The organism is Pseudonocardia phyllosphaerae, from assembly GCF_046546475.1.
Lineage (GTDB): Bacteria > Actinomycetota > Actinomycetes > Mycobacteriales > Pseudonocardiaceae > Pseudonocardia > Pseudonocardia phyllosphaerae.
Genome location: NZ_JBKGXS010000008.1, coordinates 31,906 through 47,362 on the forward strand (window position 1 = coordinate 31,906; position 15,457 = coordinate 47,362).

Here is a 15,457-nt window from a genome sequence, read left to right on the forward strand (position 1 = left end):
AACTGCATCCGTCCAGCGCAGCAGGCGATCCGGGACCGCGGACCCTGTGGGCCGCAAGGGGGGTTGCGGTACGGTCGCGGGACCAGCCGGGCCACCGGATCCTGCACCTGGAGCGAACGTTGATCACGGTCTACCTGAACCGCGCCGTCACCGACGACGAGCGTCGCGAGTCCCTGTTCCGCGGCGACTTCTACCTCTACAGCGGCATCGGGGGCGCGAACGCGCTCGCCGACCACGCCAAGGACCTGATCGCCGAGGCCTTCGCCGGTCTCGACCCCGAGCGGGCCCAGTACGAGATGGACGTCGACGAGTTCATCCGCCGCGTCGAGCCGCTCAAGCGCGAGTTCACCAACGGGCAGCGGACCAAGGAGCTGTGCCGGCAGTTCGCGATCGACTTCGGCGCGGACCCCGAGCGCACCTACTTCGACATCCCCCGGCTGCGCGTGATCCCGGCCGACCAGTTCCTCACCGCGGGCGTCTCCTACAACTACAAGGCGCACCGCGACATGTGGTACGGCCACCCGCAGCAGCTCGTGAACTACTGGACGCCGGTGTTCGACGTGCAGGGCGACAACGTCATGAGCATGTACACCGACTTCTTCGACAAGCCGGTGAAGAACGGCTCCAACCAGTACGACTACGACGAGTGGGTCACCAAGCACCGCACCGCCGCGGCCGGGGAGAAGACCGCGGACACGCGTCCGCACCCGCTGCCGCTGGAGGACTTCGACTCCCGCAGCGAGATCCGGATCGCCGGGCAGTCCGGGGACGTCTTCATGTTCTCGTCGAACCACCTGCACGCCTCGGCGCCGAACACCTCCGACGTCACCCGGTTCTCCTACGACCTGCGCACGATCAACCTGGACGACGTCCGGGCCGGTCGCGGGCCGAAGAACGTGGACTCCGGAGCCACCGGCACCACGCTGGGCGACTTCCTGCGCGTCTCGGACCTCGCACCGCTGCAGGCCGACGAGTTCAACGACGCGCTGACCAGCGCCTGACCGCCCCGCGCACGCCGCCGGCGGGTTCCCGGCTGCCGGGTTCCGCCGGGCGGCGGTGCAGCGCACACTGGGCAGCGATGCCACATCGGATCACCTTCTCGATCGCCGACTGGGAGATCGGGTGCTGCGCTCCCCGGCCGGTCATCGGCGAGGAGACCTCGTGGCCGGTGATGTTCCAGCACCTCCCCGACGACCGGTTCGCCGAGGAGCACCGGTGGACCGTCGAGCACATCGCGTCCGGCTGCCCGGCAGGCGTCGAGGTACGACTCAGCCGCCCCGGAGTGGTCGCGGGGTGGCGGCGGCCGGCCCCGTTGCCGCAGCCGGGGGAACACCTGCTGCGCGGCTGCCTCACCGGTGAAATGCACTTCCCCCCACCGGGTCTATCCCCCGTCATCGGCCGGGTGGCGCGGTTGCGGGTGTCGTCCGTGGAGTACGAGCTCCTCGGCCGGGCCCTCCATCCCGTCGCCGGCACCCAGCGGGCCCGAGACGTGACCGAGTATCCGGAGTGGTTCGGCGTACCGGAGCACGAGTTCACTCCGCCTCCGCCGGGCAGCGAGCTGCAGTTCGTGCCCGCCCTTCCCGGAGCGGGCCGTCACGAGACCGGCGTCCTCGTCGACGTCGACGTACCGGACTGAGGCCCGGTCGTCGCGGGTCCGGTCCGCGCTCGTCGAGATCGAGTGACGCCGCCGTACCCGCCTCGCCGCAGGTCCACGACGGGCCCGAGCGGGTTTCCCGGCACCACCCCACCGCCCCGGTACCGCGCTGCAGGTGGGCGCCGGTCCGCGCAGTGGGCCCTTCGGTGGCCCGTCGAGGTCCGACACCGGCCGCGTCGTCGACCTCCAGGTCCCCGGACGACGCCCCGCCTCCCGCCTCCCGCCTCCCGCCTCCCGCCTCGACAACGCGATCGATCCCCACCGAGGTGCTGATCAGTGCACCGACAGGGACCCGTCTACGCAGCAGGCCGGACCGAGCTCCGCGCCGGTAGGCACCGGCCCGGCACGCGTGACCTGCAGCCGTCGGAACAGCGTGTCGTGCGCCGACCAACGGTCACCTCCCTGCGCCGAACGACCGCAACTTTTACTGGAGAACTGGCTGCATGCTCGGGTATAATCGAACACGTGGTCGATGCAACGGTCGAAGAGGCACTCGCCGGGCAGATGCCGCCCGGCGGGACCCTCGCCGCGCTCTGCGAGACCACCGCCGCCGTACCCGGCGAGCTGTCGGATCGTGAGCTGCTGAAGACCGTCGAGGCCGCGGTGCAGCTGGAACGGTGGGCCGGTGCGGTCCGGACCCGTCTGCTCGGAGCCCTGGTCGAACGACACCCACCCGGCAGCACCGCACCCGTCCCCGACGCCACCGGCAAGACCCCGGTCCCGGTGGCCCGCTGGCTGCCGTCGCAGGTCGCGATGGCGACGCACCTGACCGAGGACCAGGCCCGCGGCGAACTCGGCATGGCCGAACGCTTGTATCGAGTGCTACCGGAGACTCTCGCCGAATGGGAGGCCGGGCGGATCGGGGAACGTGCCGCCGAAGCCATCGCCGAGTCCACCCAGGTCCTCGACGACGATGCCGCCCGGGCGGTGCAGGCCGCGATCCTGCCCGGCGCGTCGACGATCACCCAGACCCGGTTGCGCGCCCGGCTGCGGACCGCGATCCACCGGGCCGATCCCGAGGGTGCGTCCAAGCGTCATCAGCGGGCGTTCGACGACCGCGAGGTCTCGATCAGCCGCAACGACAACGGCATGGGATCACTCTGGCTGTCCGGCTCGGCGGCGCAGACCGAAGCGTCCTGGAACTCCCTGGACCGCCTCGCCCGCTCACTGGGCACCGAGGACCCGCGAACGCTGGCGCAACGGCGCTGCGACCTCGCCCACGAGTTGCTGCAGGGCACGGTGACGATCACCAACCTCTCCGCAGTGGCCTCCGCGGTCACCAGCGTGATCACCGAGCGTCGATCGACCGGCACCGCAGCAGATACTGAGACCGCGCAGGTCACGGAGTCGACGACAGGCACAGAGACCGGCGCAGCCACCGATAACTGCCCGAACGATGTCGACCCCGACGTCATCGCCACCGCCGTCGCCGAAGTCCTCGCCCGCAAGCCCGACCCCAACGCCACGATCGGCCGCAAACCGCTGATCCAGGTCGTGGTCAGCCTCGACACCCTGCTCGGCGCCGACCGGCCCGGGGAGATCACCGGCCACGGCCCCATCTCCGCGACCACCGCCCGCGCCCTGGCTGCCGGTGGTGACTGGAAACGGCTGGTCACCGACCCCGTCACCGGGCAACTACTCGACTACGGACGCAACACCTACCGGCCACCGGCGAACCTGCACGACCACGTCCACGGCCGCGACGGCACCTGCCGCGGTCCGAACTGCGAACGCCGCATCCGCGACCTTGACCATCACCAGGACTGGGGCAAGGACGGCCACACCGTCGACGACAACCTGTTCGGGCTCTGCCAACGGCACCACAAGCTCAAAGACGTCACCGGCTGGCACGCAGTGGTGCGCCCCGACGGTGGACTGACCTGGATCAGCCCCGACGGCTACCAGTCGACCACGTACCCGAAGGACTACCGCGTCTTCACCGAAGACACCGTGGTCACCGAGGGTGTCGCAGACCGGCGGGTGATCAAACCCAGCACCGGCCCCGACGCCGAGGGGCCCGGCGACAGCCAGCAGGCGGCGTTCACGCGCCGCGCCGCGGAACGCGAGATCGCGATCCCTCGCCCCCGCGACAGGGAGGACGGCGAGGACAATGGAGACGGCCGGGACAACGGAGACGGCAGGGACAACGGAGACGGCAGGGACGAGATGCCGGCCCCGTTCTGAGTCCGCTCCGGAGACGGTGGGAGCGACTCGAGGGTCTCGCCGAGTACTGAAGATCCGGCCTGGCCTCCTCCGGCCCCCGACGACCACACCTCGATGCTGCGGCGCGGAGGCAATGCTGCGGCTGTGGAGGTCCGGATCTCGCGGCCCGGACGTTCGACGACGAGCCACCCCACCGGTCCGGCTGCGGTCAACGCCGCTGCGCAGCGCTCGCCCGTTCCCTGGCGAGGGCGGGACCGGAAGCGGTCGCTCGGCGCGGACGGAGTGCCGCTACCCGGCGCGGTCAGCGCGCGTACCGCAGCTCCGCACGCGCTTTGGCCTTGGCCGCCTCCACCTCACGGTCCTTCGGCGGCGCGCTGGTCGTGAGCTCGTCGAGCAGCTCCCGGGTCGCCTCGGCGACGGCGGCGACGGCCCGGTCGAAGGCCTCGGCGTTGGCCTGCGACGGCTTCGCCGTCCCGGAGATCTTGCGGACGTACTGCAGCGCCGCGGCCTGCACCTCGTCGCTGGTGGCAGGCGGCTCGAAGTTGTGCAACGTCCGGATGTTGCGGCACATGGCTCCCCCTCTGGAACGCCCCGTCGACCCGGGATGCTCCGTCGACGCGGCCCGCAACGGCGACGGCCCGCCCCGCGACGGTAGCGCGGGACGGGCCGTGGGCCGAGTGCAAGAAGGGCGAGAAGCCCGGATGCCTACTTCTTGAGGACGTGCATCGACTCGTCGAGCTCACCCGCGGCCTGGCGCGCGTTGAGCACGGCGAGGCGGGTGAAGGAGTTGTCGAACGCCTCCTGGGTCAGGCCGCGCGCCTTGTACTCGGTGGCGAGCTGCTCGGCACCGGCCGGGATGCTCCAGCCGGCCTCGAAGCCGAGCTCCTTGCGGGCACGGGCGAAGTCCACGCGGTAGGAGCGCGGGTCGTTGCCGGCCTCGCCGGTGATGTTCAGCGTCGAGCCGGGGACGGCGTCGATGACCGCCTGCGCGATCTCGGCGACGGTCCGGTTGTTCTTCTCCGTGCCCACGTTGTACGCGCGGGCCCGGACGACGTCGGCGGGCGCGGTCAGCGCGGCGGCGACGGCACCGGCGATGTCCTCGGCGTGCGCGAGCGGGCGCCACGGGCTGCCGTCGGAGAGCACGGTGACCTCGTTGGTCAGCACGGCGCGGCCGACCAGGTTGTTCAGCACGATGTCGGCGCGCAGCCGCGGCGAGAAGCCGAAGGCGGTCGCGTTGCGCATCGAGACCGGCACGAAGTCGGCGTCGGCCAGCTCGGCCAGGTCGTCCTCGACGCGGACCTTGGAGATCGCGTACGGGGTGACCGGCTTGAGCGGGGCGTCCTCGTCGACGAGGTCGTCGCCGGACTGGGCGCCGTAGACCGAGCAGGTGGAGGCGTAGACGAACCGGCCGACACCGGCCTCCTTCGCCAGCTTGGCCAGCCGGGTGGAGGCGAAGTGGTTGATGTCGTAGGTGATCTCCGGCGCGAGCGAGCCCAGCGGGTCGTTCGACAGCGCGGCCATGTGCACGACGGCGTCGAATCCCTTGAGCTGGTCGACGGTCACGTCACGCAGGTCGGTCGAGTAGCCCTCGACGTCCGGGACGTCCAGGTGGCCCAGGATGCAGTTCGCGAACAGTCCCGTGTCCAGGCCGACGACCTCGTGGCCGGCGGCGGTCAGGATCGGGGCCATCACGGTCCCGAGGTAGCCCTGGTGTCCGGTGAGCAGTACCCGCATGGTGTTCCCTTCGCTCGGGTTCGGTGTTGCGCTGTCGGTGCCGCGGCCCCCGTGGGCCCGGCGTCGTACGGCGTGCGGCTCAGGCCGGGTTCCCGGCGCCGAACCCGGCCGGGTCGGACCCGGCCATCGGTGCGACGGAGAGCGTCATCTTCTGCACGTGGAACGCCTCGGCGTAGCGGGCGTGGCACTGCACGCCGCGCACCCGGGCCAACCCGCGGAAGGTCTCGTCGTCGAACCAGGTGCGGTCGCGCTGCGAGCCGTAGTGCTCGTTCAGCTTCGCGATCTTCTCCCGCAGGACCGGCTCGGCCATCGGGAGGTAGACGTTGGGCTGGGCGAGGTCACCCTCCCACTTGAGGATCTCGTAGCCCAGCGTCAGGTGGTCGCGGTACGCAGTCGGGATCATCTGCGACAGCGTCCGGTGGTCCTGGTGCGCGTCGTGCGGCGACGGCCCGATCACCAGGTCCGGCTCGCCGCGGCTGCGCAGGTCCTCCAGGGCGAGCTTGGCACGCTCCCAGTGCAGCGGCACCCGCCCGTCGGGCAGGTCGAGCACGGTGATCTCGAGGTCCGCGCCGGGGCAGAACGCGGCCAGCGCGGCCCGTTCCTCCTCCTCGCGCAGCGACCCGGCGCCGGTGAGCACCAGGGCGCTCACCTTGACCCCCGGGTGCGCACGGCACAGCTCCAGGAGCGTGCCCCCGGCTCCGATCGGGATGTCGTCGCAGTGCGCACCCAGGAGCAGCATCCGGTCGAGCCGCTCGGGCAGCAGGTTCAGCACGTTCTGTCGTTCCCCCCACGTGGCCGGGCGGGTGCCCGGCTGCGTTCTGTGGCCCTGCCGGGCCGTCTAGCGCTGCCGGCTGCTCCGCTGCAGCTCCTCGATCGCGGCCTGCAACGGGTCGCGGTCGGTGCCGTGCGACTCCCACAGCATCCACGGCCGGGCGCCGCTCTGGTAGGCGGCCTCGAGGGCGTTGCGCTCCTTGACCGTGTCGGCAGGCTGCCAGAAGCCGCGGTGCCGGTAGGCCGCCATCCGGCCCTTGCGGGCGAGCGGGGCGCAGACGTCGCCGATCAGGTCGCAGTCCTTCTCGAGGTAGTCGAAGATCTCCGGCCGGAACATGAGATAGCCGCCGTTCTCCCAGATCGGCATCTCCTGCAGCGTGGTGATCGAGTCGAGCTTGCCGTCGTCGTCGACGTCGACGCAGTGGAACGCCGACTGCGGCGGGACGGCCATCAGCTGGCCGATCGCGTCGGTGTTGCGGAACTTGTCGACCATGACGTCGAGCGGGGCGTCGGTGAGGACGTCGGCGTAGTTCGCGTGGAACATCTCCTCGTCGGCCACCAGGGCCTTCACCCGGCGCAGACGCTCACCGATCGGCGAGTCCAGCCCGGTGTGGACGAAGGTGATGTTCCAGTCCTGGATGTCGCTGCCCATGAGCTCGACCTCGCCCTGGTGCAGCACGAAGTCGTTGGACTCGGTCTCGTCGTAGTTCAGGAAGTAGTTCTTGATGTGGTGCGCGCCGTAGCCCAGGCACAGGACGAAGTCCTTGTGGCCGAAGTGCGCGTAGTAGCGCATGACGTGCCAGATCAGCGGGCGCGGGCCCACCGGGTGCATCGGCTTGGGCAGGTCGGACGCGCCGTCGCGCATCCGCATGCCGTAACCACCGCAGAACAGGACGACCTTCACGTTCAGACCACCTCGAGCGACGGGATGGGGAAGACCAGCTTGCCGCCCCACTCGTGGACGTAGGACAGCTGTTCGATGAGCTCGGTGCGCAGGTTCCACGGCAGGATCAGCACGTAGTCGGGCCGGTCCTGCGCGATGCGCTCCGGTTCGTGGATCGGGATCCGGGTGCCCGGTGTCAGCCGACCGTGCTTGTAGGGGTTCCGGTCGACGGTGTACTCGAGCAGGTCGGGGCGGATCCCGCAGTAGTTGAGCAGGGTGTTGCCCTTGCCCGGGGCGCCGTAGCCGACGACGCGCTTGCCGGCACGGCGGGCGTCGATCAGGAAGGCGACGAGGTCGTCGCGGATCGTGGAGACGGCCTCGGCGAACCCGTCGTGGCCCTCGGGGGTGTGCAGCCCGGCCTCGGCCTCGGCGGCGAGCACCTCGCGTACCTTCGCCGACGGCTCGCCGGCGATCTCCGACGGGCGCGCCCACATGCGGATCGAGCCGCCGTGGGTGTCGAGCAGCTCGACGTCGACGACGGTCAGCCCGCCCGCGGCGAGCGCCCGCTCCCCGGTGAGCAGCGTGTAGTACTGGAAGTGCTCGTGGTAGATCGTGTCGAACTGCTTGCGCTCGACGAGCGTGAGCAGGTGCTGGACCTCGATCGAGACCCAGCCGTCGTCGGCGACCATGTTGCGCAGGCCCTGCGCGAAGCCGACGACGTCTGGGATGTGGGCAAAGACGTTGTTGCCGCACACCAGGTTCGCCGGCCCGTGCTCGGCGCGCACCCGGGCGCCGGTCTCCGGGGTGAGGAACGCGGTGAGCGTCGGGACGCCCTTCTCCCGCGCGGCCTCACCGACGTTGCGGCTGGGCTCGACGCCCAGGCAGCGGATCCCGCGCTCGACGACGTGCTGGAGCAGGTAGCCGTCGTTGGAAGCGACCTCGACGACGAAGGAGTCCTCGTCCAGGCCCGCGCGCTCGACGGCGTCGGCGACGAACCGGCGGGCGTGCTCGACCCACGACGTGCTGAACGAGGAGAAGTAGGCGTACTCCTCGAACGTCTCCTCCGGAGTGATCTCCGGAGGCAGCTGGGCGAGCAGGCACGTGTTGCAGACCCGGACGTGCAGCGGGTAGGTCGACTCGGGGCGCTCCGCCGTCTCCGCGGTCAGGAACAGCTCGCACGGGGGCGTGGCGCCGAGGTCGCAGAAGCTCCGCAGGCTCGTCGAACCGCACAGCCTGCAGGAGATTGCAGTACCCGGACCGTTACTGTCGGCAACCTCGCCGACCTGGTCCGACACCTGATCTGAAGCATCCGTGTTCAGCACGTGCTGCAGTCTGTCAACTCGACGCGCGGTAACCGCGCCCGGGGTGTGGGCCGCCCGATAGTGGGCGATTCCGCCCGAATTGCCTCTCGCATTCTCGTGAGACCGGTCATCCCGAGGCAACCTCGGCGGGACATGCGGCCGCGGGTCGCGCGGGGCGGCGTGCCACGATGAGGGCACGATCCGCCGTGGTGTAACGGCAGCACCTCGGATTTTGGTTCCGATGGTCCAGGTTCGAATCCTGGCGGCGGAGCAAGACTCTGACATGCACCCGGCCCGGCCGGGGCGTCCCCAGCCGGGCCGCGTGCGGCATCCGACATCCGGTTCCGACATCAGCGGTCGGCGCCAGGTGGTCGCCTCAGCCGGTACACCGCTACGTCGATCGACGCCGTCGCCACGACCAGTCCCCACGGGACATCGAGAGCAGCCCGGAGCTGCACCGGATCGACGTGGTGGGCGTTCGGCCCCATGAGAACGAGCTTCTCGACCTCCGCGGGCTCCAGCGCAAGCCGCCAGGTGACCGGCTGCCGGTCCACCGGCTCGAACGCCTTGAGCACGGCGTCGAGACGCTCCCGCTTACGCGGATCGACGCCGATCGTCCCGGCCAACCTTCGCAGCTCGCGGAGGTGGTCGGGAGCAGCGCCGGCGACGACGAGGATCCCGTCCGAGGCAAGCACACGCTCGATCTCACCGACGTTGCGTGGACCGAAGACGTTCAGCACTACTCCGGCCGATCGCGATCTCAGCGGAAGTGGCTGCCAGACGTCGACGCCGACCGCTGCGGCTCGTGGATGCGCGCGAGCCGCACGACGCAGCGCCGCCGTCGAGAGATCGGTGACGACGCCGCCCCAGCGATCGGGCAGCCCGTCGAGGACCCCGCCGAGGTAGTAACCGGTTCCTCCTGCGAGATCGACGGCAAGATGCCCATCAGCCGGCGCGTGTTCAACGGTCAAGGCAGTGAGCGTGGAGAGCAACGGCCGATAGTGCCCGTGTTCGAGAAAGGCCATGCGCGCCGCCACCATGGCCGCGGTGTCCCCGCGATGACGTCGCTGGTTCCCGGTCAACAGCGAGACGTAGCCCTGGCGAGCGACGTCGAACGTGTGCCCGCCCGGGCACGTCACGCCGCCCACGGCCACATACAGCGGCTCCGCAGCGCAATGCGGGCAGCGCAACGATTCCGCAGCTACGCGCAGAGCCGTCCGCTCGTCCGAGGATGAGGATGAAGAACCGGCCGTGTGGCCGGAACAGTTCGATTGCACGGTGGCGCCGTCCCTGATCTTGCAGGAGGGAACGCGGCGACACTTCTACACCGGGCCCACGTCGACACGCGTGAGAGGCCGATCGGCGCACAGAGGCCGACCGGCGGAGTGCGCCGCTTCAGGCGGTCCGCGGGCGCTTGACGAGGAGGAGCCACATGGTCACAACCATAGCAATGGTTGTCTCTCGACGTGCCGGGCAGTGGTGCGCTGGCAGGCTGGTCTCCGGGATGGCTCTGGCAAGTGGGCAGGCGCAGCCTGACATCACTAACCGACATCAGTCGGCGGGCCCTGAGGCGGTCCATCGCGGGCAGTCCTAGACAAACCCCGCGCGCTGACCCGCCGCGACATGCGTCGGAGCCGACCACTGCCAGGATTCGGTTCCGATGGTCCGGGCTCGAATCCTGGCGGCGGAGCAGGACCCGGTCGACGGGCCTCGGCCTGGCCGACCCTCAACCACCCGCTCGGCAAAGGAGCGTCACGGACCGAGGTCACCACCATCACTGCGACGGTCCAAACGTCAACCACCGTCAGCGGACGTGGTGGTGTCGGCACTCGTGGCCCGGAAAGCGGTCACGATGCCGAGCGCGGTCAGCACGGCCACTCCCAGGAACAGCAATCGTGCCGATCCGGCATCGGTTGAAGCCAGATTGACCAGGACTCCGGTGAAAGCTGCGCCGAACGCGTTGGCCAGGAGCTGGATGCTGTTGATGGCGGCTGCAGCCTTTGCTCCATCGCCGTACTGTCCACCGACTCGCAAGACGGCGGTCGACAGGTGCGGCCAGGCCAGTCCGATGCCGGCTCCGGCAATGAGCAGGGCGACGATCCACACGATGAGCCCGATGCCACTGATGTTGTCGTGGACGAGGAACGTGCAGGCAAGCAGTCCGGCGGTCAGCGCGGCAGGGCCGGCGATGCTCAGCCGGTCGGCCGAGCGAGGAGCGTCAGCGTTCGAGCTGACGATCTGCGCGAGAGCCCAGCCCGCTGCGGAGACAGCCCCGAGAAACGCTGCGGCGAGCGGCGCCAGCCCGGCCAGACGCTGCCCGAAGAGCGGGACGAAGCCCTCGATCTGGGATCCCATCGCCAGCAGGGCGAGGGTCAAGTAGATCCATCCCAGTGGAGAGCGAGCACGAAACATGCTGGCGGGGAGCACACGGCCGGACCGAGTTCGGCGTTCGTGGCGTAGGAACGCACCGAGGAGTACGACCCCGATGACGACGCCGATCGCACTCAGCCATGGCGTGCCGACCACGCTGACCACGCTGACCACCAGCGCCGCGAGCATCACGATGACCACCGAGACCATCGGGACCGGTTCGGCACCGGCCTGCGGGCGTCCTCTGCTCAGTGCCCGAGGGACGATCACGGCGAGGGTCGAACATGCGACGACGAGAGTGCCGAAAGCGATCCGCCACGACGCGAACTCGGCCAGCGCTCCACCGAGCGCGGGGCCTATGAGCGTGCCGACGCCCCACATCGCAGAGGTCATCGCGACTGCACGTGACCACACCGGCTCGGGCAGTGAAGACTGGATCATCCCGTAGGCAAGACCTGCGAGTAGTCCCCCGCCGACGCCTTGCACTCCCCTGCCGACGAGCAGGACGGCCATCGAAGGCGCCAGGGAACAGACCACGCTGCCGAGCCCGAACAAACCGAGAGCGATCAAGTACGCATGACGCCCACCCAGCACCTCGATCGCCCGTGTGACCAGAACCGACGATGCAACCGAGGCAAGGAGGAAGACCGTGGTGTTCCAGGCGTAGAAGCGCTCGCCCCCGATCTCGACGATGGCCGAGGGCAAGAGGCTCGACGCTAGATAGACGTTGATCGCGTACAACGCCACGCCGCCGGCGAGCACCACGATCACAGGCAGGTTCGAGCCGGAGAGCAACTGACGCCAACTGCCCGGTTCGCCATCGACCAACTCGCTCATCACCAGACCCTTCATCGTCGATTCCCTATTTAGGAAGGTGACTATAGAGCGGGTTGCCGATAGGATGTCAACCGTGCCGAACGAGGACGCGGAGCTGGCCGGTCGCCTGCGAGCCCTGGGCCATCCAGTCCGCCTGGGGATCATGCGACGACTTGCCGCCGAACCCGAGACGTGCGCCTGCGACTTCGCCGACGTCTTCGGCATCCGGCAGCCCACAGTGAGCGGGCACCTCAAGGTGCTCCGTGAGGCGGGCCTCGTCACGACCCGCCGTCGCGGAACCCAGATCTGCTACTCGGTCGCACCGGACGCGCTCGTCGCAGTCACTGCCGTCATCGGTGAACTCCGCGACGGCGTCGCGATCCGACCGGCCGGATGACCCGCTGGGGGCAGCCGGCCGGTGTCAGCGGGAGCGGAGCTGCCCCCTGGGCACTGCAGTCGTGAAAGTTCAGAGGCCGGTCCGACGCGAACAACGCCACAACCCTCAGGCACGACTTCAAGCGGCCTGGCCGTCGGCGGCACAAGGACGTGACCCCAAGACACGCGACCGCTCGGCGTGCGGCAGGTCAGCGACCGCGTGACCCCTGATGGACGACCGCCGCCTCACGCGCGAGGTCCAGCAGTTTCCGCGCCATCTCCACCGCCGCCGCGGCATTGCTCGCGCTGATGTAGGCGTCGCTGCGCACGGTGTTGATCGCCCGGAACACCGTCGAGATCTCGTCGGCGAACAATGCGTACCAGCGCTGCAGCGCCTCCGACGGCAGCGAGTCCCGGCCCTTCCGGGCGAGGGACTTCAACCAGCCGTCGGGAATCTGGTGCGAGGTCAGATTGCCCTTGGCGGCCTGCACGACGCGGTCCAGCTCCGGCCCGATGCGCAGCAGGTGGCTCATGTAGCTGAACTTGTCCGGGGAGGCGCCTGCGGACTCGTCCGGCAGGTCCGGCGGAAGCTCGGTCACGACTGGTCCTCCTCGCGCTGTCGTGCCTGGTCCTGCAGCCATCGACGATACTCCGCCGCCTTGGCGTCGACGGCCTTGAATTCCTCGGCGACGTCCTCGTCGGGCGGCAGCGTCTCCTGCGTCTCGACCTCGCCGACGCCCGGGATGCCGATCCGCTTGACGTACTTCTGGACGTAGGGCGCCGCGAACGCGAGCGCCACCAGCAGGGTCAGCCACACCGCCGCGTCGCCGATTCCGAGCGGGCGGCAGACCTCACCGGCACCGTCCGGGGCCTGCTCGCACACCCGCAGGTAGGGCGTCCAGGTGCTGATCCAGACCACGACCAGCAGCACCCCGGTGAGCGCGACCGCGACGTACAGGCGCCAGTCGGCCACTCCCCCGCGACGCCCGGGCCCGGTCACCATGTCCGCCATTCTCGCGCAGTGATCTCGTACTCGACGTCGCCGAACTCCGCTCCGGGGAGCGGCTCGTCGACGTCCGGCCAGAAGGTCCGGACGTGCCGCATCCCGAGGCTGCGCATCGTCGCCCGGGACGCCGTGTTGACCGCCATGGTGTCGGCGACCACGCGGTCCTGCCCGGCCGTACCGAACGCGTGGTCCAGCAGCGCACGGGACGCCTCGCCGGCCAGCCCCTGTCGCCAGAACCGCCGGAGCAGCCGATAGCCCAGCTCGGCGACCGCCTCACCGGGGAAGCGCTCCGGCGTCGCGACCGGTGGAAGCATCATCAGCCCGACGAACTCGCCGGCGCCCTCGTCGGCCGGCGGACCGCAACCGCCGGTGAACGCCGTCCAGAAGCCGAGGCCCGGCAGCTGCGTGGCGCGGGCGAGCCGGTGGGCGTGCGCGGCCGCGGTCTCGGCCGCGGTCTGCGCCCGGCCGGTGAGGTACCGGTGGACCTCGGGATCCGCGTCGAGCCCGACTTCGAGATCCAGGTGGCGGTCGGCCAGCGGCACCAGCAGGAGCCGTTCGGTACGGAGGCGCCTCTCGACCATGCCCGAGACCATGGCACGGCCGCCGATCGCTTGAGGTGGGCGAACCCGCCGGACACGACTATTCTCCGGCCGCGTGTCCCACTCCACTGACACCACCACGCCCACCACGTCCGATCCTGCCCCCGAGCCGCAGGACGTCGACGGTCCGCTGACCGCGGCCGCCGCCTTCCTGGTCCTCACGATCAACGACGGCGACGCCGCGATGGACACCGCCCGCTCCGTCGTCGCGAGCACCGGCGATCTGATCAAGAACGTCCGCATCCGGGCCGACGGCCGCCCGTTCAGCTGCAACGTCGGCATCGGCCACCGCGTCTGGGAGCAGCTCGTCGGCACCAAGCCGCCGGCCGAGCTGGCCCCGTTCAAGGAGATCGCCGGGGAGACCCACACCGCGGTCTCCACCCCCGGTGACCTGCTCTACCACCTGCGCGCCGAGTCGGCCGACCTGATCGTCGAGTTCGAGAAGATCCTCTTCGAGGCGTTCGGCGACTCGGTGAGCACCGCCGACGAGGTCACCGGCTTCCGGTACTTCCACGGCCGCGACCTGCTCGAGTTCCTCGACGGCACCGCCAACCCCGACGGCGGCGACCGCCCGGAGGCGACGCTGGTCGGCTCCGAGGACGCCGAGCACGCGGGCGGCAGCTACGTCGTCGTGCAGAAGTACCTGCACGACATGGCGAAGTGGCGCGGCGAGAAGACCGAGACGCAGGAGGACATCATCGGGCGGACCAAGTTCGACAACGTCGAGCTGCCCGACGCCACCGAGGGCCAGAAGTCGCACAAGACCCTCTGCACCATCACCGACGACGCCGGTGAGCACGACATCCTGCGCGACAACATGCCGTTCGCCTCGCCCGGCAAGGGCGAGTACGGCACCTACTTCGTCGGCTACAGCCGCCACCTGTGGGTCACCGAGAAGATGCTGGAGCGCATGTTCATCGGCGACCCGCCGCCGCTGCACGACCGCATCCTCGACTACTCGACGGCGGTCACCGGCTCGACCTACTTCGTGCCGGCCAAGGCGGTGCTCGACGGCCTGGGCGACTGACCCGCCGTACCTCCGCCGCAGGACACCGGTCCCGCACACACGAACGGCCGGGCCGCACCTCCCCCCGACGGGGGTGCGACCCGGCCGTCCGCCGTTCTGCGGGACGTGCCCGCGGGACCGTGGCCCGGGGCGTCTCGGCCCGGGGCGTCTCTCAGCCCTCGAGCTTGGCGTCCAGGCTGATCTCGACGCCGGTGAGCGCCTTGGAGACCGGGCAGCCGTCCTTGGCCGCCTGCGCGGCCTTCTCGAAGCCCGCCTCGTCGAGGCCGGAGACCTCGCCGCGGACGGTGAGGGTGATGCCGGTGAGCTTGAAGCCGCCCTTGGCCTCGTCCGGGCCGAGCGAGACCGCGGCGTTCACCTCGAGCGCCTCGGGGGTGCCGCCGGCCTCGGCGATGTTGGCCGAGAGCTGCATCGCGTAGCAGGCCGAGTGGGCCGCGGCGATCAGCTCCTCCGGCGAGGTGGTGCCGCCGGCGTCGTCCGCGGCGCGCTTCGGGAAGCTGACCTCGTAGGTGCCGACCTTGGAGCTCGACAGCTCGACCTGGCCGGAGCCCTGCTCCAGGGAGCCGTTCCAGGCGGTGCGGGCGTTACGGGTGGGCATCGTTCCTCCTCGTATCCATGATCTGCGCAGTGTCCATGACGTGCGCACCGCCGATCGATCGCGCACGACCGATCGGGGCGGCAGCGTTGCCGCCCAAGCAGTTCCCGATCCCCGCGCGGGCGAAACCGCCCCCGGACGACCGGCCGGCCGGCCGCGGTACCGC

At 70.2% G+C, this 15,457-nt stretch carries 16 protein-coding genes and 1 tRNA gene; 6 read left to right on the top strand and 11 right to left on the bottom strand.

The features are described 5' to 3' along the window. Positions 1-119 precede the first annotated feature (119 nt). The 3 genes from ACLE50_RS16745 to ACLE50_RS16755 all read left to right on the top strand — a co-directional run bounded on the left by ACLE50_RS16745 (position 120) and on the right by ACLE50_RS16755 (position 3,838). Positions 120-1,001, top strand: a complete 882-nt coding sequence (locus tag ACLE50_RS16745; protein WP_410944499.1) for a phytanoyl-CoA dioxygenase family protein — start codon at positions 120-122, stop codon at positions 999-1,001. A 77-nt stretch (positions 1,002-1,078) separates the two neighbouring features. Continuing rightward, positions 1,079-1,636, top strand: a complete 558-nt coding sequence (locus ACLE50_RS16750) for a DUF6578 domain-containing protein (protein ID WP_410944500.1) — start codon at positions 1,079-1,081, stop codon at positions 1,634-1,636. Between the two features lie 483 nt (positions 1,637-2,119). Beyond that, positions 2,120-3,838 (top strand): HNH endonuclease, encoded by a 1,719-nt coding sequence (locus tag ACLE50_RS16755; protein WP_410944501.1) that lies wholly within the window; start codon positions 2,120-2,122, stop codon positions 3,836-3,838. Positions 3,839-4,118: 280 nt separating this feature from the next. Here the strand turns inward: ACLE50_RS16755 and ACLE50_RS16760 are convergent, their stop codons facing one another. From ACLE50_RS16760 to ACLE50_RS16780, 5 genes are all read right to left on the bottom strand, one after another. Continuing rightward, the gene (locus ACLE50_RS16760) at positions 4,119-4,388 is read right to left on the bottom strand and encodes a DUF2277 domain-containing protein (protein WP_410944502.1); all 270 of its coding nucleotides are present in this window, start codon (positions 4,386-4,388) and stop codon (positions 4,119-4,121) included. 134 nt (positions 4,389-4,522) lie between these two features. Beyond that, positions 4,523-5,551, bottom strand: a complete 1,029-nt coding sequence (locus ACLE50_RS16765) for an NAD-dependent epimerase/dehydratase family protein (protein ID WP_410944503.1) — start codon at positions 5,549-5,551, stop codon at positions 4,523-4,525. Positions 5,552-5,630: 79 nt separating this feature from the next. Further along, positions 5,631-6,323: a PIG-L deacetylase family protein gene (locus tag ACLE50_RS16770; RefSeq protein ID WP_410944504.1), complete on the bottom strand. Its 693-nt coding sequence runs from the start codon at positions 6,321-6,323 to the stop codon at positions 5,631-5,633. A 66-nt stretch (positions 6,324-6,389) separates the two neighbouring features. Then, a complete protein-coding gene (locus ACLE50_RS16775) occupies positions 6,390-7,226 on the bottom strand; it encodes a sugar phosphate nucleotidyltransferase (protein ID WP_410944505.1) in 837 nt (278 codons plus the stop codon). Between the two features lie 2 nt (positions 7,227-7,228). Next, positions 7,229-8,449 carry a methyltransferase domain-containing protein gene (locus tag ACLE50_RS16780; protein ID WP_410944726.1) on the bottom strand — a complete coding sequence of 407 codons (1,221 nt, stop codon included), beginning with the start codon at positions 8,447-8,449 and terminating at the stop codon, positions 7,229-7,231. 257 nt (positions 8,450-8,706) lie between these two features. Between ACLE50_RS16780 and ACLE50_RS16785 the strand changes: the two genes are divergently transcribed. Further along, positions 8,707-8,777, top strand: a tRNA-Gln gene (locus tag ACLE50_RS16785). Positions 8,778-8,856: 79 nt separating this feature from the next. On the opposite strand, the gene ACLE50_RS16790 is transcribed toward ACLE50_RS16785, so the two are convergent. After that, on the bottom strand, positions 8,857-9,696 hold the full coding sequence (locus ACLE50_RS16790; RefSeq protein ID WP_410944727.1) for a putative RNA methyltransferase: 840 nt from the start codon (positions 9,694-9,696) through the stop codon (positions 8,857-8,859). Positions 9,697-10,300: 604 nt separating this feature from the next. Beyond that, complete coding sequence (locus ACLE50_RS16795; protein WP_410944506.1) at positions 10,301-11,728, bottom strand: MFS transporter; 1,428 nt, start codon at positions 11,726-11,728, stop codon at positions 10,301-10,303. Between the two features lie 49 nt (positions 11,729-11,777). On the opposite strand from ACLE50_RS16795, the gene ACLE50_RS16800 reads away from it, so the two are divergent. Continuing rightward, positions 11,778-12,089: an ArsR/SmtB family transcription factor gene (locus ACLE50_RS16800; RefSeq protein WP_410944507.1), complete on the top strand. Its 312-nt coding sequence runs from the start codon at positions 11,778-11,780 to the stop codon at positions 12,087-12,089. A gap of 187 nt (positions 12,090-12,276) precedes the next feature. On the opposite strand, the gene ACLE50_RS16805 is transcribed toward ACLE50_RS16800, so the two are convergent. The 3 genes from ACLE50_RS16805 to ACLE50_RS16815 are packed head-to-tail and all read right to left on the bottom strand — an operon-like array spanning position 12,277 to position 13,654. Next, a complete protein-coding gene (locus ACLE50_RS16805) occupies positions 12,277-12,666 on the bottom strand; it encodes a hypothetical protein (protein ID WP_410944508.1) in 390 nt (129 codons plus the stop codon). Beyond that, positions 12,663-13,070: a hypothetical protein gene (locus tag ACLE50_RS16810; protein ID WP_410944509.1), complete on the bottom strand. Its 408-nt coding sequence runs from the start codon at positions 13,068-13,070 to the stop codon at positions 12,663-12,665. Before ACLE50_RS16810 ends, ACLE50_RS16805 begins: the two co-directional genes overlap by 4 nt. After that, positions 13,064-13,654: a GNAT family N-acetyltransferase gene (locus ACLE50_RS16815; protein WP_410944510.1), complete on the bottom strand. Its 591-nt coding sequence runs from the start codon at positions 13,652-13,654 to the stop codon at positions 13,064-13,066. Before ACLE50_RS16815 ends, ACLE50_RS16810 begins: the two co-directional genes overlap by 7 nt. Positions 13,655-13,727: 73 nt before the next feature. Between ACLE50_RS16815 and ACLE50_RS16820 the strand changes: the two genes are divergently transcribed. Beyond that, on the top strand, positions 13,728-14,699 hold the full coding sequence (locus tag ACLE50_RS16820; RefSeq protein WP_410944511.1) for a Dyp-type peroxidase: 972 nt from the start codon (positions 13,728-13,730) through the stop codon (positions 14,697-14,699). 151 nt (positions 14,700-14,850) lie between these two features. On the opposite strand, the gene ACLE50_RS16825 is transcribed toward ACLE50_RS16820, so the two are convergent. Beyond that, complete coding sequence (locus ACLE50_RS16825; protein ID WP_410944512.1) at positions 14,851-15,294, bottom strand: OsmC family peroxiredoxin; 444 nt, start codon at positions 15,292-15,294, stop codon at positions 14,851-14,853. Positions 15,295-15,457: the final 163 nt, after the last annotated feature.